Source organism: Streptomyces sp. NPDC039480 (assembly GCF_055597165.1).
The window spans coordinates 780,267-806,636 of record NZ_JBVITX010000002.1; the positions used below are offsets into that span (position 1 = coordinate 780,267).

The 26,370-nt window shown below is 70.5% G+C and carries 28 protein-coding genes; 16 read left to right on the forward strand and 12 right to left on the reverse strand.

What is annotated here, in order from left to right; all coding sequences use genetic code 11:
* Position 1 precedes the first annotated feature (1 nt).
* Entirely contained in the window at positions 2-1,510 is a 1,509-nt protein-coding gene (locus tag ACZ56E_RS09610; protein ID WP_471212749.1) for a glycoside hydrolase family 3 protein, read from the forward strand.
* Between the two features lie 489 nt (positions 1,511-1,999).
* Here the strand turns inward: ACZ56E_RS09610 and nagB are convergent, their stop codons facing one another.
* On the reverse strand, positions 2,000-2,785 hold the full coding sequence (nagB, locus tag ACZ56E_RS09615; RefSeq protein WP_468609010.1) for a glucosamine-6-phosphate deaminase: 786 nt from the start codon (positions 2,783-2,785) through the stop codon (positions 2,000-2,002).
* A 187-nt stretch (positions 2,786-2,972) separates the two neighbouring features.
* Positions 2,973-3,767, reverse strand: a complete 795-nt coding sequence (locus ACZ56E_RS09620) for an SDR family oxidoreductase (RefSeq protein ID WP_471212752.1) — start codon at positions 3,765-3,767, stop codon at positions 2,973-2,975.
* A 105-nt stretch (positions 3,768-3,872) separates the two neighbouring features.
* On the opposite strand from ACZ56E_RS09620, the gene ACZ56E_RS09625 reads away from it, so the two are divergent.
* Both ACZ56E_RS09625 and ACZ56E_RS09630 read left to right on the forward strand, forming a co-directional pair.
* Positions 3,873-4,490, forward strand: a complete 618-nt coding sequence (locus ACZ56E_RS09625) for a TetR/AcrR family transcriptional regulator (RefSeq protein WP_471212754.1) — start codon at positions 3,873-3,875, stop codon at positions 4,488-4,490.
* A 336-nt stretch (positions 4,491-4,826) separates the two neighbouring features.
* Positions 4,827-6,293 carry a sensor histidine kinase gene (locus tag ACZ56E_RS09630; protein ID WP_471213149.1) on the forward strand — a complete coding sequence of 489 codons (1,467 nt, stop codon included), beginning with the start codon at positions 4,827-4,829 and terminating at the stop codon, positions 6,291-6,293.
* 166 nt (positions 6,294-6,459) lie between these two features.
* On the opposite strand, the gene ACZ56E_RS09635 is transcribed toward ACZ56E_RS09630, so the two are convergent.
* On the reverse strand, positions 6,460-6,717 hold the full coding sequence (locus ACZ56E_RS09635) for a WhiB family transcriptional regulator (RefSeq protein ID WP_016639615.1): 258 nt from the start codon (positions 6,715-6,717) through the stop codon (positions 6,460-6,462).
* Between the two features lie 316 nt (positions 6,718-7,033).
* The gene (locus ACZ56E_RS09640; protein WP_468609004.1) at positions 7,034-8,002 is read right to left on the reverse strand and encodes a diacylglycerol/lipid kinase family protein; all 969 of its coding nucleotides are present in this window, start codon (positions 8,000-8,002) and stop codon (positions 7,034-7,036) included.
* 80 nt (positions 8,003-8,082) lie between these two features.
* On the opposite strand from ACZ56E_RS09640, the gene ACZ56E_RS09645 reads away from it, so the two are divergent.
* Complete coding sequence (locus ACZ56E_RS09645; protein ID WP_468609002.1) at positions 8,083-8,541, forward strand: hypothetical protein; 459 nt, start codon at positions 8,083-8,085, stop codon at positions 8,539-8,541.
* A gap of 64 nt (positions 8,542-8,605) precedes the next feature.
* On the opposite strand, the gene ACZ56E_RS09650 is transcribed toward ACZ56E_RS09645, so the two are convergent.
* The 3 genes from ACZ56E_RS09650 to ACZ56E_RS09660 all read right to left on the reverse strand — a co-directional run bounded on the left by ACZ56E_RS09650 (position 8,606) and on the right by ACZ56E_RS09660 (position 10,555).
* Entirely contained in the window at positions 8,606-9,616 is a 1,011-nt protein-coding gene (locus tag ACZ56E_RS09650) for an RNA polymerase sigma factor SigF (RefSeq protein ID WP_398301042.1), read from the reverse strand.
* A 17-nt stretch (positions 9,617-9,633) separates the two neighbouring features.
* The gene (locus tag ACZ56E_RS09655; RefSeq protein WP_030780840.1) at positions 9,634-10,047 is read right to left on the reverse strand and encodes an ATP-binding protein; all 414 of its coding nucleotides are present in this window, start codon (positions 10,045-10,047) and stop codon (positions 9,634-9,636) included.
* Between the two features lie 247 nt (positions 10,048-10,294).
* Positions 10,295-10,555, reverse strand: a complete 261-nt coding sequence (locus ACZ56E_RS09660; RefSeq protein WP_365358711.1) for a UBP-type zinc finger domain-containing protein — start codon at positions 10,553-10,555, stop codon at positions 10,295-10,297.
* A gap of 46 nt (positions 10,556-10,601) precedes the next feature.
* Here ACZ56E_RS09660 and ACZ56E_RS09665 point away from each other — a divergent pair, with 46 nt between their 5' ends.
* Positions 10,602-12,200 carry a Na+/H+ antiporter gene (locus tag ACZ56E_RS09665; protein WP_471212758.1) on the forward strand — a complete coding sequence of 533 codons (1,599 nt, stop codon included), beginning with the start codon at positions 10,602-10,604 and terminating at the stop codon, positions 12,198-12,200.
* Positions 12,201-12,206: 6 nt separating this feature from the next.
* On the opposite strand, the gene ACZ56E_RS09670 is transcribed toward ACZ56E_RS09665, so the two are convergent.
* The 3 genes from ACZ56E_RS09670 to ACZ56E_RS09680 all read right to left on the reverse strand — a co-directional run bounded on the left by ACZ56E_RS09670 (position 12,207) and on the right by ACZ56E_RS09680 (position 14,238).
* Complete coding sequence (locus ACZ56E_RS09670; RefSeq protein ID WP_471212760.1) at positions 12,207-13,151, reverse strand: 1-aminocyclopropane-1-carboxylate deaminase/D-cysteine desulfhydrase; 945 nt, start codon at positions 13,149-13,151, stop codon at positions 12,207-12,209.
* A gap of 121 nt (positions 13,152-13,272) precedes the next feature.
* Positions 13,273-13,863, reverse strand: coding sequence for an N-acetylmuramoyl-L-alanine amidase (locus tag ACZ56E_RS09675; RefSeq protein ID WP_468608993.1), 591 nt, complete (start codon positions 13,861-13,863; stop codon positions 13,273-13,275).
* Between the two features lie 138 nt (positions 13,864-14,001).
* A complete protein-coding gene (locus tag ACZ56E_RS09680) occupies positions 14,002-14,238 on the reverse strand; it encodes a hypothetical protein (protein ID WP_362996280.1) in 237 nt (78 codons plus the stop codon).
* Between the two features lie 245 nt (positions 14,239-14,483).
* On the opposite strand from ACZ56E_RS09680, the gene ACZ56E_RS09685 reads away from it, so the two are divergent.
* From ACZ56E_RS09685 to ACZ56E_RS09705, 5 genes are all read left to right on the forward strand, one after another.
* The gene (locus ACZ56E_RS09685) at positions 14,484-15,890 is read left to right on the forward strand and encodes a family 2B encapsulin nanocompartment shell protein (protein WP_468608991.1); all 1,407 of its coding nucleotides are present in this window, start codon (positions 14,484-14,486) and stop codon (positions 15,888-15,890) included.
* Positions 15,891-15,992: 102 nt separating this feature from the next.
* A complete protein-coding gene (locus tag ACZ56E_RS09690; RefSeq protein WP_471212764.1) occupies positions 15,993-17,129 on the forward strand; it encodes a family 2 encapsulin nanocompartment cargo protein polyprenyl transferase in 1,137 nt (378 codons plus the stop codon).
* A 449-nt stretch (positions 17,130-17,578) separates the two neighbouring features.
* The gene (locus tag ACZ56E_RS09695) at positions 17,579-18,217 is read left to right on the forward strand and encodes a GNAT family N-acetyltransferase (RefSeq protein ID WP_471212766.1); all 639 of its coding nucleotides are present in this window, start codon (positions 17,579-17,581) and stop codon (positions 18,215-18,217) included.
* A gap of 469 nt (positions 18,218-18,686) precedes the next feature.
* Positions 18,687-19,673, forward strand: a complete 987-nt coding sequence (locus ACZ56E_RS09700; RefSeq protein WP_471212768.1) for a hypothetical protein — start codon at positions 18,687-18,689, stop codon at positions 19,671-19,673.
* A 217-nt stretch (positions 19,674-19,890) separates the two neighbouring features.
* Complete coding sequence (locus ACZ56E_RS09705) at positions 19,891-20,520, forward strand: HAD-IA family hydrolase (RefSeq protein WP_471212771.1); 630 nt, start codon at positions 19,891-19,893, stop codon at positions 20,518-20,520.
* A 22-nt stretch (positions 20,521-20,542) separates the two neighbouring features.
* Here the strand turns inward: ACZ56E_RS09705 and ACZ56E_RS09710 are convergent, their stop codons facing one another.
* A complete protein-coding gene (locus ACZ56E_RS09710) occupies positions 20,543-21,049 on the reverse strand; it encodes a MarR family winged helix-turn-helix transcriptional regulator (protein ID WP_471212773.1) in 507 nt (168 codons plus the stop codon).
* 85 nt (positions 21,050-21,134) lie between these two features.
* On the opposite strand from ACZ56E_RS09710, the gene ACZ56E_RS09715 reads away from it, so the two are divergent.
* Positions 21,135-21,449: an HGxxPAAW family protein gene (locus ACZ56E_RS09715; protein WP_471212775.1), complete on the forward strand. Its 315-nt coding sequence runs from the start codon at positions 21,135-21,137 to the stop codon at positions 21,447-21,449.
* A 50-nt stretch (positions 21,450-21,499) separates the two neighbouring features.
* On the opposite strand, the gene ACZ56E_RS09720 is transcribed toward ACZ56E_RS09715, so the two are convergent.
* Entirely contained in the window at positions 21,500-22,129 is a 630-nt protein-coding gene (locus tag ACZ56E_RS09720; RefSeq protein ID WP_471212778.1) for an acyl-CoA-like ligand-binding transcription factor, read from the reverse strand.
* A gap of 86 nt (positions 22,130-22,215) precedes the next feature.
* On the opposite strand from ACZ56E_RS09720, the gene ACZ56E_RS09725 reads away from it, so the two are divergent.
* The 5 genes from ACZ56E_RS09725 (at position 22,216) to ACZ56E_RS09745 (ending at position 26,316) form a co-directional block, all read left to right on the forward strand.
* Positions 22,216-23,151: an oxidoreductase gene (locus ACZ56E_RS09725; protein WP_471212779.1), complete on the forward strand. Its 936-nt coding sequence runs from the start codon at positions 22,216-22,218 to the stop codon at positions 23,149-23,151.
* 53 nt (positions 23,152-23,204) lie between these two features.
* A complete protein-coding gene (locus tag ACZ56E_RS09730; protein WP_471212785.1) occupies positions 23,205-23,972 on the forward strand; it encodes a thioesterase II family protein in 768 nt (255 codons plus the stop codon).
* A 144-nt stretch (positions 23,973-24,116) separates the two neighbouring features.
* Positions 24,117-25,343: a cytochrome P450 gene (locus tag ACZ56E_RS09735; protein ID WP_471212788.1), complete on the forward strand. Its 1,227-nt coding sequence runs from the start codon at positions 24,117-24,119 to the stop codon at positions 25,341-25,343.
* A gap of 4 nt (positions 25,344-25,347) precedes the next feature.
* A complete protein-coding gene (locus tag ACZ56E_RS09740) occupies positions 25,348-25,566 on the forward strand; it encodes a ferredoxin (RefSeq protein WP_223828508.1) in 219 nt (72 codons plus the stop codon).
* 117 nt (positions 25,567-25,683) lie between these two features.
* The gene (locus ACZ56E_RS09745) at positions 25,684-26,316 is read left to right on the forward strand and encodes a response regulator transcription factor (RefSeq protein ID WP_471212790.1); all 633 of its coding nucleotides are present in this window, start codon (positions 25,684-25,686) and stop codon (positions 26,314-26,316) included.
* Positions 26,317-26,370: the final 54 nt, after the last annotated feature.

Sequence of the window (26,370 nt, forward strand, 5' to 3'; positions counted from 1 at the left end):
GATGACGACACTCACGACGCACGCCGGTGACACCCTCACCCGCAACGCCCTCGCCGTCCTGCAGCCCGGCTTCGACGGCACCACCGCCGCACCGGACTGGCTGCGCCGCCGGATCGACGAAGGCCTCGCCTCCGTCAGCCTCTTCGGCCGGAACGTACGCACCGCCGAACAGGTGGCCGACCTCACCGCGCAGCTGCGCGCCGAGCGCGACGACCTGCTGATCGCCATCGACGAGGAGAGCGGCGACGTCACCCGCCTCGAAGTGCGCACCGGCTCCTCCTACCCGGGCAACCACGCACTCGGCGCCGTCGACGACACGACGCTGACCCGCGAGGTCGCCGCCGACCTCGGCCGGCGCCTCGCCGCCTGCGGCATCAACCTCAACTGGGCGCCGTCGGCCGACGTCAACGCCAACCCCGACAACCCCGTCATCGGCGTACGCTCCTTCGGCTCGGACCCCGACCTCGTGGCCCGGCACACCGCCGCCTATGTCGAGGGCCTGCAGTCGGCCGGCGTCGCCACCTCCGCCAAGCACTTCCCGGGGCACGGCGACACGGCGATCGACTCGCACCACTCCGTGCCGGTCATCGACGTCGACCGGGACGTGCTGAACTCCCGCGACCTCGCCCCCTTCCGCGCCGCCATCGCCGCCGGCACCCGGGCCGTGATGAGCGCCCACGTCCTTGCCCCGGCCCTGGACCCGGACAACCCCGGCACGCTCTCGCGCCGCATCCTGACCGGCCTCCTCCGCGAGGAGTTCGGCTACGACGGCCTCATCGTCACCGACGGCATGGACATGCAGGCGATCGCCGGGACGTACGGCTTCGAGCGCGGCTGCGTCCTCGCCATCGCCGCCGGAGCCGACGCGATCTGCACGGGCGGCGGCCCCTCCGACGAGGGAACCGTGCTGCGGCTGCGGGACGCCTTCGTCGCTGCGGTGCGCTCCGGCGAACTGTCCGAGGAACGGCTCGCCGACGCGGCGGACCGCGTGCGGGCACTCGCGGGCTGGGCCGCGTCGTCGAAGGTGCCGGGCGCGGCCGAGCGTTCGGGGGCCGTGACCGACACCGGCATCGGCCTGGTCGCGGCCCGCCGCGCGCTGACGGTCACCCGCGGCGAGACGTACGCGGCCCCGGTCACCGAGGCCCCCTACGTCGCCACCTTCTCCCCCCTCCCCAACATCGCCGTCGGCAACGAAACCCCCTGGGGCGTCACCGCCGAACTGGAGCGCCGCTTCCCCGGCACCGAGTCCGCCACCTACTCCGGCGAAGGCTCGGGCAACGAGGCCCTCGCGGCGGCGGGCCCGCGCCGCATCGTGGCCGTCGTCCGCGACGCACACCGCCACACCTGGATGGCCGAGGCCCTGCGGACCCTCGTCACGGCCCGGCCCGACACGGTCGTCGTCGAGATGGGCGTCCCCCAGTCCGCCCCGACCGGCGCCCTCCACATCGCAACCCGCGGCGCCTCCCGCGTATGCGGCGAGGCAGCGGCAGAGGTCATCGTGGGGGGCTGACTTACGCGGCTGGCGGGGCCGGCGTGTCCGCGGGCGGGGCGGGTCTGTCCGCGGGCGGGGCCGGTCTGCCCGCACGCGGGGCTGGCCTGTCCGCAGGCGGGGCCGGTCTGTCCGGCAGGTGGAGCTGGTTTGCCCGCTCGCGGGGCTGGCCTGTCCGCAGGCGGGGCCGGTCTGTCCGGCAGGTGGAGCTGGTTTGCCCGCTCGCGGGGCTGGCCTGTCCGCAGGCGGAGCTGGTCTGGCCGCGCGCGGAGCCGGTCCCGCAGGCGGGGCCGGTCTGTCCGCCAGGTGGAGCTGGTCTGCCCCGCACGCAGGGCTGGCTTGCCCGCACGCGGAGTCGGCCTGTCCGCGGGGGAGCTGGTCTGCCCCGCACGCGGAGCTGGTCTGCCCGCCGACGGAGCCGGCCTGTCTGCCCACGTAGCCGGTCCGCCCACTACGCGAAAGGGGCGCCCCCGACGGGGCGCCCCTTTTCGTGTGTTGCCGCCGTCGTTTCTACAAGCCCTGCCACTCCGGCTTGTTCGCGTACGTGTGCCGGAAGTACTCCGCGAGCTTCAGCTTCGACGCCGCTGCCTCGTCCACCACGACCGTGGCGTGCGGGTGCAGCTGGAGTGCGGAGGCGGGCACGACCGAGGCGACCGGTCCCTCCACCGTCGCGGCCACCGCGTCCGCCTTGCCCTCACCCGTCGCGAGCAGCACCAGGTGCCGCGCCTCCAGGATGGTCCCGATCCCCTGGGTGATGACGTGGTGCGGGACTTGGTCTATGTCCCCGTCGAAGAAGCGCGCGTTGTCCACCCGCGTCTGCTCCGTCAGCGTCTTGATGCGCGTCCGGGAGGCGAGCGACGAGCACGGTTCGTTGAATCCGATGTGCCCGTCCGTACCGATCCCGAGCAGCTGGAGATCCACACCACCGGCCTCGGCCAGCGCCTTGTCGTACGCCACGCACGCCGCCTGCACGTCCTCGGCACTGCCGTCCGGCCCCATGAAGGAGGCCTCGCTCAGCCCGAGCGGCTCGACGACCTCGCGGAGCACCACGGAGCGGTACGACTCGGGGTGCCCGGGCGGCAGCCCCACGTACTCGTCGAGCTGGCAGATGCGCGCCCGCGAGGCGTCCACGGAACCGGCCGCGACCTTGGCGGCCAGCGCCTCGTAGATGGGCAGCGGGGTGGAGCCGGTGGCGACACCGAGCAGGGCGTCAGGCTTACGGCGCACCAGAGCGGCCATGGCCTCCGCGATGAGCTCGCCGCCTGCCGTGGCGTCCGGGACGATGACAACTTCCACGCTGGGCCTGCCGATCTGGAGAGGGGCTCGAAAGTACTGGTGGTATAGACCAATCTAGCAGAGCTGCGCTACTGGAACAGCAGTGCAGCATCGCCAGAACGGCCGATTCCGCCGCTCTTCGATCCATGCTCGGCTCTCCGCCCCGCCTCCGCCCGTCGAACCGCGCGCGGAGGCCGGAAGCGCCCGGTCACACCCCCAGCACCGAACCTCCCGTCGCGTCGATGTACTGCCCGGTGATCCAGCGCGCGTCGTCCGAGGCCACGAAGGAGACGATGTCCGCCACGTCGGCGGGCTGGCCTATGCGGTCGAAGGCCGAGTACCCCGCCATCTCCGTCCGCTGTGCCTCCGGGATGCCGTCCATCATCTCCGTCTGGATGATGCCGGGCGCCACCGCGTTGACCGTGATTCCTCGCGGGCCGAGCTCCTGGGCCAGGGTGTGCGTCAGCACATTCACCGCGCCCTTCGTCATCGAGTAGGCCACGGTGATCGGGAAGGCGATGCGTGTGACGCCCGACGAGATGTTGATGATCCGGCCGCCGTCGCGCAGCCGGCCGAGGCCCTTCTGGACGACGAAGAACAGCGCCTTGGTGTTGACCGCGAACACACGGTCGTAATCCGCCTCCTGGACCTCGGCCACGTGGCTGTACAGGCCGATGCCCGCGTTGTTCACCAGGATGTCCAGGCCGTCCGCGTGCCGGTCGAATTCCGTCCAGAGCGCCTCGGCGTCACCGGGCACCCCCAGCTCCGCACCGAACGCGAAGGCGGAGCCGCCCGCCGCCTCGATCGCCGCCACGGTCTCCTTCGCCGCCACCTCGTTGCTGCCGTAGTGCACGGCGACCCGCGCCCCGTCCCGGCCGAGGCGCTCGGCGATGCCCCGCCCGATGCCCCGGCTGGCCCCGGTGACCAGTGCCGTCTTCCCCGCGAGCCGGCCCCGCTGGTTGCCCTGCTCGTCCCCGTGCTCGATCCCCTCGAACGCACCCATGGCGGGCGCCCCCTTCCCTGGTGGAATTTATCTAGCGGTCGTTACAGAAAGAACGCTACCCCACGCCCGGCCCCTTTTTCTAGTGCCCGCTATACAATTCACCCCATGGCGACGAAACAGCGCGGACGCCCCCGCTCCTTCGACCGCGAGACGGCCCTGGAGCAGGCGGTCCGTACTTTCTGGGAGAACGGCTACGAGGCGACGTCCGTCTCGGACCTCACGCGCGTCATGGGGATCGGGGCGCCCAGCCTCTACGCCGCGTTCGGGGACAAGCGGAAGCTCTTCGACGAGGTCGTCGTGCGGTACGGAGCGACGCACGGCGCCTTCGGCGGCCGGGCCTTCGACGAGGAGCCGACCGCACGCGCCGCCGTCTCGCGGCTGTTGCACGAGGCCGCGGCCCAGTTCACCGACCCGGACCACCCCCGCGGCTGCCTCGTCATCACCGCCGCCACCAACTGCACGACGCCGGAGGTGGAGCAGACCCTGCGCGAGCGGCGCAACTCCAACATGGCGGGCATCGAGTCCCGTATCCGCGAGGCCGTCGCGGTGGGGGAGCTGCCGGACCACACCGACCCCGCGGCCCTCGCCCGTTACACCGCGGCGGTCTTCCAGGGAATGTCGCAACAGGCCAGGGACGGCGCCACCAGGGAGGACCTGGAGGCGGTGGCCGATCTCGCCATGCGGGCGTGGCCGGACCGCCAACAAACATCCGCCGACGCATAGACATAAGAGAATGGTCTAGTCCACAATGCGTGGGTAAAGCCTCCGCTCTTCCCGCACAGGAGAGCGGATCGAGGAGCCGGCGCTCTCTGCCCTGACCGCGTCGGATCCTCACGATCGGCTGTTCAGGACCGCACATTCTGGCGGCCGATGCACCTGAAGGGCTGCGGTGCCGTGGGTGGGTTGAGGGTCCCACCCTGGCGCCGCGGCTCGTCGGGTACGTCCAGAGGTTGTCGCGTAGGCCCCTTGTCGGACACGTCCGGAGCTCGGCGGGTATGCCGGAGCCTTCGGGGCGCGGGCCCACCGGACGTGAAAGGTACGCTCGCACACGTGCCCTCCATGAACGACCTCGTACGCCAGCACACCGCCCTCGGTGACTCCGACCTCGAGTGGCTGCATCTGCTGGTCTCGGAGTGGCAGCTGCTCTCCGACCTCTCCTTCGCCGACCTGGTCCTCTGGGTCCCCACGCGCGACGGCACCCGCTATGTCTCCGTGGCACAGATGCGGCCCAACACCGGCCCCACCTCCTACCAGGACGACATGGTCGGCCACCTCGTCCCGCGCGGCCGCCGCCCCCTCCTCGACGCCGCCCTGGACGAGGGCCGCATCGTGCGCGAGGGCGACCCGGAGTGGCGCGAAGAGGTGCCGGTGCGCGTCGAGTCCATTCCCGTACGCAGGGAAGGGCGCGTCCTGGGCGTCATCGCCCGCAACACCAACCTGCTGACCGTGCGCACCCCTTCACGGCTGGAGCTGACCTACCTCCAGTCGGCGTCCGATCTCGCACAGATGATCGCCGCAGGGTCGTTCCCCTTCCAGGGGCAGCAGGTCGACATGGACGCCTCCCCGCGCGTGGGTGACGGTCTGCTGCGGCTCGACGCCGAGGGCGTCGTGCAGTACGCGTCGCCGAACGCGCTCTCCGCGTACCACCGCCTCGGCCTCGCGTCGGATCTCGTCGGCCACCACTTGGGCAGGGCGACGGCCGAACTCGCCCCGTCCCGCGGGCCGGTGGACGAGGCCCTGGCCAAGCTGGCGAGCGGCTGGGCGCCGCGCGAGTTCGAGATCGAGGGCGGCGACGGCGTGATCCAGCTGCGCGCCATCCCCCTCAAACCCAAGGGCCCCCGCATCGGTTCGCTCGTCCTCGTGCGGGACGTCACGGAACTCCGCCGCCGCGAGCGCGAGTTGATCACCAAGGACGCGACCATCCGGGAGATCCACCACCGGGTGAAGAACAACCTCCAGACGGTCGCCGCGCTGCTGCGGCTGCAGGCCCGTCGCATCGACTCCGCCAAGGGCCGCGAGGCGCTGGAGGAGGCCGTGCGCCGGGTGGGCTCCATCGCGATCGTCCACGAGACGCTCTCCCAGAATCTCGACGAGCGCGTGGAGTTCGACGAGATCGCCGACCGGGTGCTCGCGATGGTCGCCGAGATCTCGCCCGGCAAGGTGGCGGGCCGGCGCACCGGCCGCTTCGGCATCCTGGACGCGGAGGTCGCGACGCCGCTGTCGATGGTGCTCACGGAGATCCTGCAGAACGCTCTGGAGCACGGTTTCCGTGAGGGGGACACCGGCACGGTCGAGGTGTCCGCCGTGCGGGGCGGCACCAGCAAGGAAGCGCGGCTGCTGATCACCGTCCAGGACGACGGCATCGGTCTGCCCGAGGGCTTCGACCCGCACCGCTCCGGCAATCTCGGCCTGCAGATCGTCCGCACTCTGGTCGAGGGGGAGCTGGGCGGCACCTTCGACATGGTCCGCGCTCCGGAGCGCGGCACGCGGGTCGTCCTGGACATTCCGGTGCGCGGCGACAAGTAGCGACGCGCCCACACGTGAAAGCAGTGAGCCCCGGACCTGAGTGGTCCGGGGCTCACTGCTCACGTTGCGATGCGCATCGGGGGTACTGCGCGGCTGCGGCTCGGGGGCGGGAGTTGCGTACTCGCTGTACGCGCCGCCAAGCTCAGGCTCGTGGGGGGCGTGGGCGTCAGGCGCTGGCCTGGCGTGCACGGTTGCGAGCGGCGCGGCGCTTCATTGCACGGCGCTCGTCCTCGCTGAGGCCACCCCAGACGCCGGAGTCCTGGCCGGACTCGAGCGCCCACTGCAGGCACTGCTCCATGACGGGGCAGCGGCGGCAGACGGCCTTGGCTTCCTCGATCTGCAGCAGCGCAGGACCGGTGTTGCCGATGGGGAAGAAGAGCTCGGGGTCTTCCTCGCGGCAAACGGCGTTGTGACGCCAGTCCATGGCTGCTACCTCTCCTTGGTATTACATGCGGGTTGCTTGTGAATGTGAACGCTTTCACGAATCCCCCCGCACGGGAAGGGCCGACGCCCAGTTGCCTGGTGTGGACCTGTGGTGGAGGAGGGGTTCTGGCTATCTGTGGGGCCGATGTTGCGGGCCGTCCCGATCGCCATGTAGAGATTCGCAAACCTCGGCTGCGGATACAACCCCTTCAGGAAAGTTTTTTTTGATTCCTCAGTGTCGGCTGGGTCACAGCCGTACTTCTATGGGGTGGACCCTGGTCTAAACGTTCGAGTGAAAGGACTTTAGCCCCTTCTGCTCACACAATCACACGCAGTGCACGGCGTACGCCTGTGAACGTCACGCTCGTCCGGAGTCCCAAGTGGTCACCGTCCATCTGAAGGGGCAGGGGCACCTTCGAATGCAAGGTGAAGTCGGTGAGGTCGTGGAGCGTAACCGCGTGCTTACCGTGCGGTCCGCGATCCGGCGTCGAGGTCAGCAGCTGGGTGCCGTACCGGGCCACCGCGGCCGTCGAGAGCTTCTTCAGACCGAGCACGTCCAGGCCCGTGTCGAAGGAGGCCTGCGGGGACGCGTACAGGGGGCGATTGCCCAGGTAGGAGTACGGAGAGGTGTTGCAGACTATCGACAGCACCAGGTCGGTCACCGGGTCCTCGCCGGGCCGCTCCAAGGTGATCATTCCGTGCCTGCGGTGGGGCTCGTCGATGAACTGGCGGAGCACCTGGCGCACATAGAGGGCGTGCGTCGAGCGCCGCCCGAGCTCGCGCTGCTGTTCGACTCTGCCGACCACTCCACCGTCGAAGCCGAGACCCGCACAGAACGTGAACCAGCGCGACGGCACGGCCTCGTCCTCCGTACCCGGAGTGCCGCCCGCGATGCCGAGGCCCACCGTGCGCTCACTGCCCTCGCGCAGGGCGTCCAGAAGGGCGCCGGTGGCCTCCACGGCGTCGTTGGGCAGCCCGAGGGCGCGCGCGAAGACGTTGGTGGAACCGCCGGGGACGACGGCCAGACGGGGGAGGCGGTCCGGATCGGGGCCGTGGTGCAGCAGGCCGTTGACGACTTCGTTGACGGTGCCGTCCCCGCCGAGGGCGACGACCAGCTCGATGTCCTTGCTCTCCGCGGCCTGCCGGCCGAGGTCTCTGGCGTGGCCGCGGTACTCCGTGGTGACCGCGTCCAGTTTCATCTCGCTCGCCAGTGCGTGCACCAGCACATCACGCGTACGCGCACTGGTGGTGGTAGCCGCCGGGTTGACCACGAGGAGTGCACGCATGCGAAGCAGACTACCTAGCGGTCTCGGGACGGCCTAGACCGAGGTGCCGGGGCGGAGGGGCCCAGAGCTACCCTGCTGGGGTGAGTACTGAGCGGAAGTCCACCCCCGAAGCCCCGGAGTCGCCCGAGCCGGGCCAGCGACCCGCGCGGGTGACCGCCGCCGCGGCCCTGGTCGCGCTGGAGGGCGTCGCCCTCCTCGCCGGGGGCGTCTACATGCTCGTGATGGGGCTCGCGGGATCGCCCGACGATCCGCGGTCGGCCGAGACCGGCGGCATCACGCTGATCGTCCTCGCGCTGCTCCCGCTGCTCGCCGCGCGCGGGCTGCTGAAGCTGCGCCGGTGGAGCCGCGGACCCGCGATCATCACCCAGATCATGGCGCTGCCGGTGTCGTGGCAGATGCTGCAGGCCGACAGCGTGGCCATCCCGGCCGGCATCGTCCTCGCGATCACGGCCGTCGCCTCGCTCGTCTGCCTGATCAACCCGGCGACGACCGAGGCCCTCGGCATCCAGGGCCCCGGCAACGTACAAGATCAGAAGTAAGACGCTCGGAACGCCTTTCGAGGCGCCGCTCGGGATCTGGAAAATGCGGCGCTACGGAGAGTGACTACTCCTCGACGAGAAGCTTCTCCCGCAGCTGTGCGAGCGTGCGCGCCAGCAGTCGGGAGACGTGCATCTGCGAGATGCCGACCTCCTGCGCGATCTGCGACTGCGTCATGTTGCCGAAGAAGCGCAGCAGCAGAATGCGCTTCTCGCGCGGGGGCAGGTCCTCCAGGAGGGGCTTGAGCGACTCGCGGTACTCGACGCCCTCCAGGGCCTCGTCCTCGGCGCCCAGGGTGTCCGCGACGGCCGGGGACTCGTCGTCCGTGTCGGGGACGTCCAGGGACAGCGTGGAGTAGGCATTGGCCGACTCCAGGCCTTCGAGGACCTCCTCTTCGGAGATGGCCAGCTTCTCGGCCAGCTCGTGCACGGTGGGGGAGCGGCCGTGCAGCTGGGACAGCTCGGCCGTCGCCGTCGTCAGCGCGAGCCGCAGCTCCTGGAGGCGACGCGGGACGCGGACCGCCCATCCCTTGTCGCGGAAGTGCCGCTTGATCTCGCCGACGACCGTCGGTGTCGCGTACGTGGAGAACTCGACGCCGCGCTCCGGGTCGAAGCGGTCCACGGACTTGATCAGGCCGATCGTGGCGACCTGGGTGAGGTCGTCGAGGGGCTCGCCGCGGTTGCGGAAGCGGCGGGCCAGGTGCTCGACGAGCGGCAGGTGCATGCGGACCAGCTGGTTGCGCAGCTCCGCGTACTCCCGACTGCCGCCGTCCAGGGTGCGCAGCTCGATGAACATCGCGCGTGCGCCGCTGCGGTCCTGCGGATCGTGCCGGCCGTGCTGGTGCTCGCTCATGTTTCCCGCCCGTCGCCCGCCGCCCCGGCCGGAGAGCTGCTTGAGCTCGTCCTTGGCGGTCGGCTCTGCCTGCTCCGACACATCGGCCACCCTCAGCGGACCCGGCTGGTCCGGCTCCTCCGGGTGCGGCTTGGCCTGCTGCTCGGGGATTCCGGTGGTCATACGGCGCAACCCCTCCCTGCCGGCGGCGGGCAGACCCTGTGTGCCGCGCTCTTCGTCCCGCACCGGCCCGTCCCCGTCCCTCACGCCGGCCCGGGTCCCGCGCCGCGCTTCTTGTAGAGGCTGATCGAGACGGTGTTGTCCTCGGCGACCGTCGAGTCCACCTGGCCCGCGAGGGCCGACAGCACAGTCCAGGCGAAGGTGTCCCGCTCCGGGGCCCGGCCGTCGGTCGTGGGCGCCGAGACCGTCACCTCCAACGAGTCGTCGACGAGCCGGAAGACGCAGCTGAGCACCGAGCCGGGCACGGCCTGCTGGAGCAGGATCGCGCAGGCCTCGTCGACCGCGATGCGGAGGTCCTCGATCTCGTCGAGAGTGAAGTCCAAACGCGCCGCGAGGCCGGCAGTCGCCGTCCGCAGCACCGACAGGTAGGCACCCGCAGCAGGAAGGCGGACTTCCACGAAGTCCTGATTCCCGGGCTCGCCTGCGATCTGGGACACCCTCACCTCCAAGGTGGTACAAGCACTTTCGGGGTTCCGGGACCGCCGCCCAGCGGTGGTCCGGACTGCGTCACACGGGTAACGCACCACGTCGTTCTGCGGTGACGCTACCGCGCTCCCCAGCTCCGTGTCCCGGGGACCCCGCCTTGATGCTGTCACTCATAGTAAGCATATGAGTACGGACAGTGGCTAGGGGTCGCGCAAGCCCAATTGGAAACAACAAGCGCCGGGTTGACGTACCCAGGCGTCAGACGATCGAACCGTCCACAAAGCACCAGCGCCAGCTCTCCCCCGGCTCGAAGGTCCTCATCACAGGGTGTGAGGTCTCCTTGAAATGCGCCGTCGCGTGCTGGAAGGGCGACGAGTCGCAGCAGCCCACATGACCGCACTCCAGGCACAGCCGCAACTGGACCGGGTGGCTGCCGGCCGCCCGGCACTCGAGACACGTATCGCTCAGCGGGGACACCTCGGGGTGCGGCAGCGCTGCGACATGCGGGCACTCGTTCATGATTGCCAGGTTACGACGGGAACACGGAGGGCGGAGGGGTCTGCCGATGGATGTATTGCCCCTGGTGGGACTGATCGCGGCGAGCGCCGTGGTGGCCGGGGCGGCGCGCAGGACCCCGGCGCCGGCACCGCTGCTCCTCGTCGGGGTGGGGCTCGTCGCCTCGTACGTGCCCGGAGTGCCCGACTACCACCTCGATCCGCACATCGTGCTGCCGCTGATCCTGCCGCCACTGCTGCACACGGCCGCCCTGGAGAGCTCCTATCTGGACCTGCGCGCCAACATCAGGCCCGTCGCGCTGCTCTCGGTCGGATACGTCCTGTTCGCCACGGTCGCCGTCGGCTGGCTCGCCTATCTGCTCGTCCCCGACCTGCCGCTGACCGCCGCGCTCGTCCTCGGCGCCGTCATCGCGCCCCCGGACGCGGTCGCCGCGACCGCCATCGCACGCAAGGTGGGGCTGCCCTCACGGATCACCACGATCCTGCAGGGCGAGTCCCTGGTGAACGACGCGACCGCGATCACCGCCTACAAGGTGGCCCTCGCAGCGGCGGTCGGCGAGGGTGCGAGCTGGTCGGGCGGGGTCCGGGAGTTCCTGGTGGCCGCGGTCGGCGGGGTCGGCGTCGGGCTGCTCCTCATGGTGCCGATCCACTGGCTGCGCACCCACCTGAAGGAGACGATGCTGCAGAACACGCTGTCCCTGCTCATCCCCTTCGTCGCGTACGCCGCCGCGGAACAGGTCGGCGCCTCCGGAGTGCTCGCCGTGGTCGTCGTCGCCCTCTACCTGGGCCACCGCTCCTGGCAGGTCGACTTCGAGACGCGGCTGCAGGAGGCCGCGGTGTGGAAGGTCGTCGCGTTCATCCTGGAGTCGGCGGTCTTCGCACTCATCGGCCTGCAGCTGCCCGTGGTGCTCAGGGGACTCGGCGAGTACAGCGTGGCGCAGGCGGTCTGGTACGCCGTCGGGGTCTTCGTCTTCGTCGTCGTGATGCGCTTCGTGTGGTCGTATCCGGCGACGTATCTCCCGCGCGGGCTTTCGGCGCGGATCAGGGAGCGCGAGGGAGACATGGACTGGCGGCGTCCGCTGATCGTCAGCTGGGCCGGGATGCGCGGTGTGGTGTCGCTGGCCATCGCCTTCTCCATCCCGCTCACCATGGAGGACGGTGAACCCTTCCCGGCGCGCAACCTTGTCTTGTTTCTTACGTTCACCACGGTCATCGGAACGCTCGTCGTGCAGGGCCTCTCGCTGCCCTGGCTGATCCGTGTCCTGAAACTGCCCGGCCGTGACGCGCAGGCACAGACGCTCGCCGAGGCGCAGGCGCAGAACGCCGCCTCAGAGGCCGCGGAGGCACGCCTGGCGGAACTCATGCAGGACGAGCGCAATGGCCTGCCACAGCCCCTCCAGGACCGTCTGCGCACCGTCCTGGAGCGGCGGCGCAACTCGGTGTGGGAGCGGCTCGGCCAGGCCAACCCGGTGACGGGGGAGTCCGCGGACGACACCTACCGCCGGCTGGCGCGCGAGGCGATCGCTGCGGAGCGCGAGGTCTTCGTGAAGATGCGGGACGAGCGGCGCATCGACGACGAGATGATGCGGACGCTGCTGCGCAAGCTGGACTTGGAGGAGGCGGCCGCCCACCGGGAGATCGAGGAGTGAGGCGGCCTACTCGGCGCCGGACGCGGCGGCGGGCTCCTCGCGGGTGCCGGTGATCACCGCGGTGAGGCGCGTGCCGGGCCGGAAGGCGCCCTCTTCGGAGAGGACGGTCAGGGCGTACAGGAGCTTCGCGACGTAGAGGTGTTCTACGGAGAGGCCGATTTCGTGGCCGTGCCGGTCCTCGAAGTCCTCGGCGAAGGCGATGAGCTCCGGTGGGGTGCGGGCGTAACCGCCCCAGTGGAAGCGGTCGTCCAGGCGCCAGTTGGCGGTCGGCTCGCCGAAGGTCCGCTGCTGGAGGGCTGTTATGTCGTCGCCCAGGAAGCCGCCCTTGAGCACCGGTATGCCGAGGGCCCGCAGGTCGGGGCCGAGTCCGGCGGCCATACCCGCGAGCGTGCCGCCGGTGCCGCATGCGACGGCCGCCACGTCGGTGTGCCCACGCAGCTCCTCGCCGAGGGCCATGCAGCCCCGCACGGCGAGGGTGTTGCTGCCGCCCTCGGGGATCACGTACGCGGCCGGGGCGTCCGTCGCGCGAAGGATCGCCGCCAGGGTCTCCGGCTCGGCCTTCCGCCGGTACGTGCTCCGGTCGACGAAGTGCAGGCGCATGCCGTCGGCCGCGCAGCGCGTCAGCGACGGGTTGAGGGGGCGCCCGGCGAGTTCGTCGCCACGGACGACGCCGATCGTGGCGAAGCCCAGGAGGCGGCCCGCCGCGGCGGTGGCGCGCAGATGGTTCGAGTAGGCGCCGCCGAAGGTGAGGAGAGTGTCGTGACCGGCGTCGGCGGCGGCCCGCAGGTTCAGGGCGAGCTTGCGGTACTTGTTGCCCGGCAGGTCACGGTGGATCAGGTCGTCCCGCTTGAGGAGCAGCTGGACTCCGCGACGGGTGAAGCGGTCGTCCGCTATGGACTGCAGCGGGGACGGCAGCCGGGGGCGCAGACCGGCGGGCGGGGTGGGACACACCCCGCCATTGTCTCCCGTGGCACGGGGTCCCACAGGGGGAGCCCTTCGCCGGGTGGGCTCCCCGGGCGTTCCTCGGCGCCGGGGCCCGCGTGACGCGCGGGGACTGCGGCGCCTGTGGGGGTTACTTGAGGCGTTCCTCGATGCGGGCCCGCATCGAGTCCATCGTGAAGCCGCGCGGGTCGACCTTGCCCGGCTGCCACTCCAGGTGGCCGATCACCGAGCGTTCCGTCCAGCCGTGCACACGGCAGACCGCCGCCGAGGCCCTCTCGATGGCATCCAGCTGGGCCTCGGGCCACGGGTCCTCGCCGTCGCCGAGGTTCTCGCACTCGAAGCCGTAGAAGTGGCGGTTGCCGTCGGTGTTCGCCTCGTTGTCCGGAGGCAGCCGCTTCTCGGCGATGACCGCGCGGAGCACGTCGTCGTCGCCGAGGCCCGCGTGGTTGGCGCGGCCGTAGCCGACGAGGTGGACACGGCCGTCCTTGGTGATGACGCCGTGGCAGAGCGGCCCGGGGAGCGAGGCGAAACCGTCGCGGCAGATCTCCACCGTGCGCTCGCTGCCCGAGGTCACGGTGTGGTGGATCACCACACCGTGCACCGGGCCCCAGGGGCCTTTGTGGTTGCGGTTGTGGTGCTCCCAGTCGCCGACCTCGACGACGGTCACGCCTTCGTCCCGCAGGGCCTCGAGGAACGTGCCCGCGGACATGGGTGGGGCCATGACCCCTCCTTTGCAAGGCGGGACGGCCGCCGGTCGCGGGCCGTCTCGTATGCCCTGCTTGTACCGGAACTCCGGTGCCCGGACCAGTTGTTCGGAATTGATCCAAGTGCTGTTCGGGCACCGTGCGAGCCGATCCGGTCAGTTGCCGTGCAGGAAGCCGTCCCCGTGCGTCGCGACATGGGACTCGACGGCCTGCAGCGCCTGCTGGGTGGCCTGCGAGGAGCCGGTGCCCCGGCGCTCCGCGAAGTACGCGGCGCCGAGCTTCTTCAGGAGGGCGTCGCCGGCCCGCTTCTCCTGGACCTCGTCGATCTTCTGCTTGCCCTGCGTGAGGCCCCGCTGGGCCTGTTCCTTCGCGCGATCCAGGAAGCCTGCCATTGCTGTCTCCTGCCGGTTGGTGCGGACGGTGATCTCCGAGCCCATCAGGATGCCCGGCGCGACACCTCCCGAGTTGCGCCGAACGGGTGGAAACGCCCCTACTGCCCCGCGGGAGCGTGATCCATTCCCGCTCGTTTGTGTAATGGCGCCGCCACGTTCCGTGCTGGAAGGCTTGGGCGCGCACATCACCGCAGCAGATCACCGCAGGCAGCAGATCACCGCAGGTATTTCGGGAGGGCAAAGCCATGTCGGTAGGCGAAGAGATCCGGACCGAGTCGGAGAAGCCGCAGCAGAGTCTCGGCACATCCGCCGCACGGAATCTGGCCACCACCACCAAATCCGCGCCGCAGATGCAGGAGATCAGCTCCCGCTGGCTGCTGCGGATGCTGCCCTGGGTCCAGGTGCAGGGCGGCACGTACCGGGTGAACCGAAGGCTGAGCTACTCGGTCGGTGACGGCCGGGTGACGTTCGTGAAGACGGGCGACCAGGTGCAGGTCATCCCGGCGGAGCTCGGCGAGCTGCCGGTGCTGCGGGACTTCGACGACCACGACGTGCTGGGGGAGCTGGCGCAGCGCTGCCAGCAGCGGGAGTTCGCCGCGGGCGAGATCCTGACGTCCTTCGGCAGCCCGGCGGACGAGGTGTTCCTGCTCGCGCACGGCCGCGTCGAGAAGGTCGGCACGGGCCCCTACGGCGACGACACCGTGCTGGAGACGCTCGCCGACGGCTCCTACTTCGGCGAGCGGGCCCTCATCGACCCCGAGACCATCTGGGAGTACACCGCGCGTGCGGTGACCGCGTGCACGGTCCTCATCCTGCCCCGCCAGGACCTCGAGCAGATCGCGGAGCGCAGCGAGTCGCTCCGCGGCCACCTCCAGCGGCTGCGGTCCATCCCGGCGCAGCGCACCAACAGGTTCGGTGAAGCGCCTATCGACCTGTCCGCCGGCCATGTCGGCGAGGCCGTGCTGCCGGGCACCTTCGTGGACTACGAATCGGCGCCGCGTGAGTACGAGCTGAGCGTCGCCCAGACCGTGCTTCGCGTCCACACGCGCGTGGCCGACCTCTACAACCAGCCGATGAACCAGACCGAGCAGCAGTTGCGGCTGACCGTCGAGGCGCTGAAGGAGCGCCAGGAGCACGAGCTCATCAACAACCGCGAGTTCGGCCTCCTGAACAACTGCGAGTACGACCAGCGGATCCAGCCGCACGACGGCGTGCCCGGCCCCGACGACCTGGACGAACTGCTCAGCCGCAGGCGCGGGTCCAAGCTCTTCCTCGCGCACCCGCGTGCGATCGCCGCGTTCGGCCGCGAGCTCAACAAGCGCGGACTCGTCCCCGAGACCATCGACATGGCAGGCAACAGGATTCCCACCTGGCGCGGGGTGCCGATCTTCCCGTGCAACAAGATCCCGATCACCGAGGCCCGCACCACCTCCATCATCTGCATGCGTACGGGCGAGGAGGAGCAGGGCGTCATCGGTCTGCGTCAGACCGGCATCCCGGACGAGATCGAACCAAGCCTTTCCGTACGGTTCATGGGCATCAGCGAGCAGGCGATCATCTCCTACCTGGTGTCGACCTACTACTCCGCCGCGGTGCTCGTGCCCGACGCGCTCGGCGTCCTGGAGAACGTCGAGATCGGCCGCCGGACGTGACCCCGTGGCCGTGTCCCCGGGCGCGGCACGGGGTACACCCCCTCCGTACGCGCCCACAGGCCGAGGAACAGCCACCGTCCGCATCCTTCGCGGGGTGAGTCCATGACGGACACGACGACGGACACGGCAGGCACAGCGGCGAGTGCGGGCACGGTGGGTGCGGGGGCGGACACGGTGGGTGTGGCGGGGAGCGACCCCGAGTCCGGCGACGCGTGCGAGGCCGTGGAGATCCTGGCGTCGACGCGGGCGCACGTCGATCCGGAGCTGCGCAGGGCGATCGACACGCTGCCCGGGTCGTTGCGCCGGGTCGCGCTCTACCACTTCGGGTGGGAGCACGCGGACGGCACACCGGCCGCCGGGCACGCGGGCAAGGCCATCAGGCCCGCCCTCGTGCTCACCGCGGTGCGGGCGCTCGGCGGGGAGCCCGCACTGGCGGTGCGGGCGGCGGCCGCCGTGGAGTTGGTCCACAACTTCACGCTCCTGCACGACGACGTGATGGACCGCGACACCACGCGCAGGCACCGGCCCACCGCCTGGACTGTGTTCGGCGTCGCCGACGCGATCCTCGCCGGTGACGCCATGCAGGCACTGGCGCAGCGGCTGCTCGCCGACGACCCCCACCCGGGGGCCGCGGTGGCGGCCGCCCGCCTCGCCACCTGCGTCATGGAGCTCTGCGCCGGGCAGCACGCGGACTGCGAGCTGGAGCGCCGCGACCCGGACGAGGTCACGCTGGAGGAGTGCCTCGCCATGGCCGAGGCCAAGACGGGGGCGTTGCTGGGCTGCGCCTGTGCGCTGGGGGCGGTGTACGCGGGGGTGGGGCGGGAGGAGATCGAGGCGCTCGACGGGTTCGGCCGGGAGGCGGGGCTGGCGTTCCAGCTCATCGACGACGTCATCGGGATCTGGGGCGATCCCGAGCACACCGGTAAACCCGCGGGCGCCGACCTCGCCGTACACAAGAAGTCCCTGCCGGTCGTCGCGGCGCTGGCGTCGGGCACGCCGGCCGCGGCCGAACTGGCCGAGCTGTACCGGAGGCCGCCCGGTGGGGCGGGGGGTGATCGGGAGAGTGCGGTGCGCGCGGCCCGCGCCGTGGAGAGTGCGGGCGGCCGCGACTGGGCGCAGGTGCACGCGGCCGACCGGATGTCCCGCGCGATAGTCCTGCTCGCCAGAGCGGTGCCGGACCCGGAGGCGGCGGGGGGTCTGCTGGCACTCGCCGAGTTCGTGACGCGGCGTACGCATTGAAGGGGCGGGTGGACTGAGGGGGGTGCGGGGAACTGAGGGGGTGCGCGGACTGAGGGGCGCGGACTAGGGGGTGTGCGCAGTGAACGGGTGTGCGGCGTGAAGGGGAGGACGCCGTGAAGGGGGGGCGCGGACTGAGGGGGCGCGGGGACTGAGGGGGTGTGCGCAGTGAACGGGTGTGCGGCGTGAAGGGGAGGACGCCGTGAAGGGGGGGGCGCGGACTGAGGGGGCGCGGGGACTGAGGGGGCGTGCGCAGTGAACGGGTGCGCGGAGTGCAGGGGGACGCCGTGGAGGGGGGCACGGAGTGAAGGGGGGTACGTCGTGAAGGGGTGTGTGGGGGGCTTCGGGGGGAGTGGGGGTGATCGCTTACGCTGCAACCGGTGGTCGACGGCTCGGAGTTGGTGAGTGCGTGGACGTGCCGTCGGACGTGGGCGAGTGGTGAGGGGCGGGCTATGGGCGTGGCGATACGGCGGGCCGGAGAAGGGGACCGGGAGGACGTGGTCCGGCTGCTCGACGCGGCGTTCATGCAGGATCCGGTGAGCAGCTGGATCTTCCCCGGCGAGGAGTACCGTCTGCGCACCCATGGTGCGTTGATGGGCGCCTTCTTCGATCTCGCGCTCGGCGAGGGGTATGTCGACATCACGGAGGACGGCGCGGCCGTGGCCTTGTGGTGGTCCGTTCCCGCGGGCGAGCACCACGACAGCGACGGTGACGGTGACGGTGACGGCGACATCGACGGGCCGGCCCAGCTGCGCCAGGCCGTCGACGCCGACAACGAACGCGTCGAGACTGTCGGCAGGTTGACCGAGGCGATCCATCCGACCGACCGCGCGCACGAATACCTCCATCTCATAGCCGTACATCCGGACCGGCAGGGCGAAGGGCTCGGCACGGCACTCGTCACCGCAGTCCTTGACCGGTGTGACCGCGAGGGTCTGCACGCGTACCTGGAGGCGAGCAACACCCGCAGCCGCGACCTGTACGGGCGCCTGGGGTTCACCTTCATGGGGACGACGCTCGATCTGCCCGACGGCCCCCGGATGTGGCCCATGTGGCGTGAGCCGCAGACGGCGGGGAAGCCCACCGGGTAGCGGGCGGTCGGAGGGCTGCCCCGGCGGGCCGGACCGGAATACTCTGAGCGGTATGGGCAGCGAAGGGCCACGGCCCGGCCCCGCCCCGCAGGACGAGCCGGTGTGCGACGCCTGCGGAGGGCCGGTGGGTACGGCGATCCGGCGGCGCAAGGTGCTTGGGGTGTTCGTCCCCGTGTGGGGCCCCGGGCCGTGCCGCAACGAGCAGTGCGAGGCGTGCGTCGACGAGGTGGACGCGGAGTCGGCTCGGCCGGGCGGTCGAGCGAGGGGCCGGGCGAGCGGTCGCGCGAGTGCGAGACGTTCCCGGTCGCGGCACGGTAGGAGGCCGACCGGGTCCGGTGACGGTGAGAACAAGTAGTGAGAACGAGTGGCGCAACTCCCCCTGGGCGGCCCGGCCGTGTGATCGGTTGTGGCGGCAGCGGCGGTAGGGTCCCCGTTGGTTCGGTGAAGGGGCCGGTGGGGGAGGGGTGCGATGAAGGCGCGGTGGGGTGTACTCGCCCTGGCGGGCGTGGTGTTGGCCGGGTGCGGCTCGGGTTTCGGTGCCGGTGCCGGTACGGGGGCGGACGGCGATGCGCTGCCCGCGTATGCGCGGGAGCCCGGTGTGCCGCGCGTGGAGAGTGAGGACGATATGCCCGCACTCCCGCTGGAGCGTTACGAGTTCAGCAGCAAGGACGACAAGCGCATGGGGCAGGCGCGCAATCGGCTGCAGCGGGAGTGCATGCGGGCCCTGGGGTTCGATGACTTCCCGCTCGATCCCGGGTTCGGCCTTCTGCGGGGGGTCCAAATGTCGGAGTCCTTCACCTCGACGGCGATCTACGTGTCCCCGTACGGGACGCTCGACCTCGGCCAGGCCCGCCGCTGGGGCTACGGCTTCGACCCCGACCGGGCGAAGGCGCTGGAAGCGGAGCTGCAACCGACGGGCCGGGACCTGACGCAACGGGAGTACGAGGCGCTGCAAGGGCCCGACACGGAGAAGGGCGGCCGCTCGGTCAACGGCCGGAAGGTGCCGGAGGGAGGCTGCGCCGCGGAGGCGACGCGGCAGACCACGAGGGGTGTGGCCGATTCGGGGCGCCTCTGGGATTACGTGCCCCAGCGCAGCCAGAAGATCGACAAGGCCGTCGCCCAGGACGGCCGGGTGCGGAAGGCATTCCGGGACTGGTCGCGCTGTGTCGAGGACAAGGGCTTCAAGCGGTACGGGAGCCCGGCGCGGGCTTTCGGCGACGAGGCGTGGCGGAAGGAGCGTGAGGACGGCAACACCTGGCGTACGGAAAGGGAGTTGGGTACGGCGGTCGCCGACGTCGAGTGCAACCGGAAGCTGAACACCGCCGGTGTGTGGTGGAGCGTCACCAACGAGAAGCAGCGCGAGGACCTGCGCCGCAACAAGTCCCGGTACGAGGCCGTGCGCAAGGACCAGGACCGGGTGCGGGCCGAGATCCGCGCGGTGCTCGGCGAGAAGTGACGCCGACGTGGCGGTCGAGCCGCGCGACGGTTCGGCGTATCCGTGTGCCCGCCTGCCCGCCTGCCCGCCTGCCCGCCTGCCCGCCTGCCCGCCTGCCTGGCGGCTCGGCTTGCCCGACTACCCGACTACCCGTCTCCCCGCGAGCCCGCCCCAGCCCCAGCCCCTGCCCCTGCCCCAGCCCCCCGGACGTTTCTCCCCCGCGTGATAGACACATGGGATGACGAGCTGCGGTCGGGCGTTCGACGCCGTGTTGAGTGACCTCGACGGCGTGATCCGGTTCTACGACATGGCGGAGCTGGAGGAACTGGAGCGCACGGCCGGCCTGGCGCCCGGCAGCACCGCCGAGATCGCCTTCCGGCCCGAGACCGACATGCCGCTGATGCGCGGCGAGATCACCAAGGATCTGTGGATCGCGGCGATCGCGGACGGCCTCGCCGACCGGGTCCCGTGGGAGCGCGGGCACGAGCTCGGGACGACGCTCGCCGAGACCAAGTTCCGGGCCGACGACGCCGTGGTGGGGCTGCTGCGGCGGGCGCGTACGGCAGGACTGTCCGTCCTGCTCGTCACCAACGCGACGCCGTGGCTCGCCGACGATCTCGCGCTGCTCGGTCTCACCGGCCCTGACGGCTGCCTCGACGACGTGATCAGCAGCGCCGATCTCGGCATCGCCAAGCCGGACCGGCGCATCTACGAGACGGCCGCCGAGCGCGCCGGTGTCGCGCCGGACCGCTGCCTCTTCGTGGACGACCGGCAGGAGAACGTGGACGCCGCCGTCGCGCTCGGCATGACCGGCCTGCTCTACCGCGAACCGGCCGATCTGCACGCGGTGTTGGCCCCGCTGGTCTGACCGAGGCGGTCGTGGGCGGCTCTCAGCAGGAGTCCTCCAGATAGGTGCGGGCCAGGGCCGCGGCGCCGGTGAGCCAGTCGGTGATCACCGCGAGCTCGTCCGCCGAGTACTGCGCGCAGAGCTCGGTGAGCAGCTTGGTGTACGGGCCGTAGACGGCCTGCACCCGCTCGGCGGCGGCCGGGACCGGGGCGACGTGCACCCGGCGCCGGTCGTTGGGGTCGGGTCTGCGCTCCACGAAGCCGCCGCGCTCCAGGCGGTTCAGGATGCCGGTGACGGCGCCCGTCGTGACCTGGGCGCGGCCGGCCAGGTCGCCCGCGGTGACCGGTGTGTCCGCCTCCAGGACGTGGGCGAAGCAGACCAGGTCCTTGACGCTCAATCCGAGGTTGCGGGCCAGCTCCTGACGGCCGATCAGGTTGGTGGCGACGAGATCGTCCAGCGCGCCGATGGCGTCCACCGCGGAGCCGGCGGGGCGCTGCTTCCCCTGCGTACCTGCCTGCATCCCCGCCTGCGGTCCCAGCTTTCCCTCCATTGAACTCCCTTAGCACCTAAGATAAATTACTTACTTGCTAAGGCATCTTACGGCGTGTGTGCGTGTACCAGAAGGAGGCAGGAACGTGAGTGGACTCCACGACGAAGGCCACACTGTCGCGGGGTGGACGGGCTCCCTCATCGCGATGGTCGGGGCCTTGTCCGCAGGGGTGGGTGTCGTCAGCTGGCGTCCCGGTATCTGGCTGGGCGTAGCGCTCATGGTGGTGGCGCTGCTCGCCTCGTGGGTCCTGCACCTGGCGGGCTGGGGCAAGCCGCCGACGCCGCGCAGCCACGACCTGCGGGGATTCTCGGCGCGGGACCTCTCCGCGCGTGCCGGGCACGCGGACTGCTTCGGGTGCCGACTGGCCGGCCGGGCGGCCCGGGGCGCCGAAGCGTCCTGACGGTGCGGAGGGTACGCCGGTGCGGAGGGTGCGCCGGTGGCCCGGTCCGCCTACCTCCGGCGCACCGCGTCCAGCGCCGGTGCGATGACGGCGAAGACCCGGTCCGTCAGTGCGGCCGGGTCCTCCGCCCCGTCCCCCTTGCTCCACCTCTGCAGGACGGCCCCGAACGCGGACAGGGCGATACGGGCCGCCAGTTGCGGATAGAGGTCCGTCCGCGGGTCCAGGCCGAGGCGGTGGGCGAGTTCCTCGGCGAGTTCGTCGCCCCACTGCGCCTGGCGTTCCAGGAAGCGGGCGTGCAGGGCGGGGCTCTCGAAAATCAACTGGGTGATGCGCAGGGCCTGTTGGCTCGGACCCGCGCAGGCGTTCACGGAGACCCAGACGGTGTGGCGCAGCGCCACCGACGGCGGTTCGTCCGCCGGGCGGGACGCCAGCTCCGCGCGCATGTCGGTGCCCACGTCGGCCAGCAGATGGATCACCACGTCCTCTTTGGATGCGAAGTACCGGAAAAAGGTCCGCTTGGACACCCCCGCGACGGCCGCGATCTCGTCGGCCGTGACCGCGTCGAACCCCCTCCGGGCCAGCAGCCGCAGCGCGGCCGACGTCAGCTCGTCCGAGACGAGTTGGCGCTTGCGTTGGGCCAGGCTCACTTCCGGGTGGGTACTCACTGCCTCAGTGTACATTTCGTGCCCTGCGCGACATCAAGAGTACGTGACGGCATTCAAAGCAAGTCTTGACACTGAGTGTCACGTGAGGCAGCTTGTGTCGTATGAGTAATCGTGGCTGGACCGCCGAGCAGATCCCTGACCAGAGCAACCGAGTCATCGTCGTCACCGGGGCCAACAGCGGCCTGGGTCTCGCGACCACCCGGGCCTTGGCGCGCAAGGGCGCGCGCGTGATCCTCGCCGTGCGCGACGAGGCCAAGGGCCGGGCCGCGGCCGAGCAGCTCAACGCCGAGATCCCGGGCGCCGCCCTGGAGGTGCGCCGGGTCGACCTGGCGGACCTGGACTCCGTCCGCGCCTTCTCCGACAAGCTGCACGCGGATCACGCGCGCCTGGACGTGCTGGTCAACAACGCCGGCCTGATGGCGCCGCCGAACCGGCTGCTCAGCCCCCAGGGCCACGAGGTGCAGTTCGCCGCGAACCACCTCGGCCACTTCGCGCTCACCGGGCTGCTGCTCGACCTCCTGGAGGCCGGGGACGACCCCCGCGTCGTGACTGTGAGCTCGCCCAACCACCGTCAGGGCAAGCTGTTCTTCGACGACATCAACGGCGAGCGCAAGTACTCGCCGATGGGCTACTACAACCAGTCGAAGCTGGCGAACGCCGTGTTCGGCTGGCAGCTCCACCAGAAGCTGACCGCGGCGGGCAGCCCGGTGCGCAGCCTGCTCGCCCACCCCGGCTACACCTCGACCAACCTGCAGACCAGCTCACCCGCGGGCATGGTGAAGTTCCTGTTCGGACGGCTGCTGCTGCCGCTCGCCCAGACCCCCGCCCAGGGCGCGCTGCCCACGCTGTTCGCGGCGACCGACCCCGGCGTGACGGGTGGTCAGTTCATCGGCCCCGACGGAATGGGCGAACTGCGCGGCGCGCCGAAGACGGTGGAGCTGGCGCCGCGGGCCTCGGAGGCGGAGACCGGCCGCAAGCTGTGGGACCTCTCGGAGGAACTCACCTCCGTGCGCTTCGCGTTCCGCGCCGCCGCCTGACCGGCACAGGGCGGACGGAGAACGACGGACATGACTGGGAAGGGCGAGCGAGGATGACCGTGAAGACCGCCGGGAGCAGCCCCTGGATCCGCCGGTACCGGCCGGCCGAGGAGGCGCGCGCGAGGCTGCTGTGTCTGCCGCACGCCGGCGGCTCCGCCTCGTTCTACCTTCCGTTCGCCCGCGCGTTCGGGCCGGAGGTCGACGTACTGACGGTGCAGTACCCGGGGCGGCAGGACCGCTGGCACGAGCCGTGCGTGGACTCCGTCACCGGTCTCGCCGACGCGCTGCTCGGCGAGGTGCTGCCGTGGGCCGACCGGCCGCTTGCGCTCTTCGGGCACAGCATGGGCGCGATGGTCGGCTACGAACTGGCCGTACGCCTGGAAGACGCGGGTTCACCGCCGCTGGCACTGTTCGCCTCCGGCAGGCGCGCGCCGTCCCGGCTGCGCGACAACCCGTCGCCCATCCATCTGCGGGACGACCGCGGACTGATCGACGAACTGCGGTCGCTCAGCGGCACCGACGCCCGGGTCTTCGAGGACGAGGAGCTGCTGCGCAGGGCGCTGCCCGCGATCCGCAGCGACTACAAGGCGGCCGAAACCTACCGGTACGTACCCCGTCCCCCGCTGTCGGCGCCCATCCATGTGATCGTCGGCGCCGACGATGGCCGAGTCACGCCGGATGAGGCGCGCGCCTGGGCCGAGCACACGGCGGGCGGCTTCGAAATGGCGACCCGTCCTGGCGGGCATTTCTATCTCACGGAACAGATGTCAAGTGTCGCCGAAACGGTCTCCAGCGGGATTCTAGCGAGACTATTTTCGTAATCCAGCGGCGCTCCTGCTCAATTATGTTTATGGTGTGACCTTGATCACGGCAAAATGTATTCACGTAAACCGACTTGTTTGAGCCAACCGCCTTGTTAGGCTGAATCCTCTTTCGGATACGAGTCTGGCGAGGTGTTGGAAAACATGGGGGACGTGGCCGAGATAGACATTGCCGGCCTGCCGGCATACCCGTTCATTGGTCCGGACGACAATCCGTTCATCCCGGTGACGGGATCGGACCTGGAACGGCTCGAAGGGCCCGTGGGGAAGGTCAGGCTTCCGTTCGGGGGGTGGGCGTGGCTCGTCACGCGCCACGAGGACGTACGACAGCTGCTGCGGCACCCGGGCTTCAGCTCCGATCAGTACAAGCCCGGGTTCCCGGTGCTGAATCCGATCCCGCCGAAGCAGGACGACGCGTCGGGCCTCTTCATCTTCATGGACGGCGACGCGCACAGCCGGTTCCGCAAGATGCTGACCGCCGAATTCATGATCAAGAACATTCGGCGGATCGAGCCGCTCATCGAGGAGACGGTCGTCGAGGCGCTCGACCGGATGCGGGAGCTCGGTGCGCCCGCCGATCTGATGGCGGAGTTCGCGCTCCCCGTCCCGTCGATGACGATCTGTCATCTGCTCGGTGTGCCGTACGCCGACCACGACTTCTTCCAGGACCACAGTCGCGTGATCATGGACAGGAACTCGGGTCCCGCGGAGGTCGAGGAGGCCCTCGGCGCCCTGGCCGGCCTGCTCGGCGACCTCGTCGACGCCAAGCGGAAGGACCCCGGCGAGGACCTCCTCAGCCGGCTCACGCTGGAGCGCGTGGACACCGGCGAGCTGCGCAAGGACGAGCTCGTCAGCCTGGCCATGCTCCTGCTGGTGGCCGGCCACGAGACCACCGCGAACATGATCGGCCTCTCGGCGCTCGTGCTCCTGCAGCACCCCGAGCACCTGGAAGCCCTGCGCGAGGACCCGGCTCTGGCACCGGGCATGGTCGAGGAGCTGCTGCGCTACCTCACCGTCGTACGCACCGGTCTTCCGCGGCTCGCCATGGAGGACGCGGAGATCGGCGGGCAGCAGATCCGCGCGGGTGAGGGCGTCGTCGCGATGCTCGCGATGTCCAACCGCGACCAGTCGGTCTTCTCCGACCCGGACCTGTTCGACCCGCAGCGGCGCGAGGCGCACCGCCACATGGCGTTCGGCTTCGGCCTCCACCAGTGCATCGGCCAGCCGCTGGCCCGCGCCGAGCTGCGCGTGGCACTCGTCGAGCTGGCCCGCCGCTTCCCGAAGCTGCGCTCCGAACTCACCCTCGCCGATGTCCCGCAGCGCCCGATGGCGGTGACGTTCGGCGTGGCCGAGCTGCCGGTGACGTGGTGACGTGATGACGATGCGGATCACGGTGGACAGGGAGCTGTGCGCGGGCGCGGGCAACTGCGTGGCGACGGTGTCGGAAGTGTTCGACCAGGACGAGAAGGAGGGGCTCGTGCTGCTGCAGATCGCGGAACCGCCCCAGGACCTCTACGAACTCGTCGAGACGGCCGCGCAGATGTGCCCGGTGGGCGCGATCGAGATCGAGGAGCGTGTGCCTGCGTCGTCATGAGGCACGGCGTCCGCGCCGTTCCTCGCTCAAAAAATCTGAATAGGCCGGTGCGTTCTTTTTCGGTGTGCGAAATATGCGCAACGAAAAAGAGGGCTCGATCAACGGGGGGTCGTCCAATTGAACCGGGGAAATCAGGCACGAATCATTATCTGTGATCCGCATCCCTATGCGCGTCTCGGGATCCGAAGATCACTGGAAAAGGATCCCGCGCTGTCCGTCGTCGCCGAGGTCGCCGAGCTCTCGGAGCTCCTTTCCGCGGCGGAATTGTGTGATCCGGATGCCGTGGTGCTGGACGGACAACTGCACCTCGACCATGCCAGGGAACTCGCCGGCGTCGACGCCGCTCTCGTCGTCGTCGGGGACACGGATTCGGCCACCCGCTGGATCGGCCTCACGCAGGTGAACGTGGGTGCGCTCGTGCACTGCTACGACCCCGTGGAGGACCTCGCCGTGGCGGTCCGCAAGGCGGTCGACGGCACCGGTTACGTGTCGCCCGGCCTCAGCGGGGCGCTGCTCAAGCTCACCCGGGCCATGGCACCGCGCCACCTCTCGGCGGTGCCCACACATGCGCCGCTCACCTCCCGCGAGTCCGAGGTGCTGCAACTGGTGCGCAGGGGGCTCGCGAACAAAGAGATCGCCCGGCGGCTCGGCCTGAGTGAGAAGACGATCAAATTCCATGTCTCCAATGTGCTCGCCAAGGCCCATGTGGCTTCCCGGGCGCAGCTGATCGCCCTGGCGCCCGCCATGTGAGGACGGCGCGCACGCACGCGACGACGGGGGTGGCCGCACGGTTCGGCCGTGCGG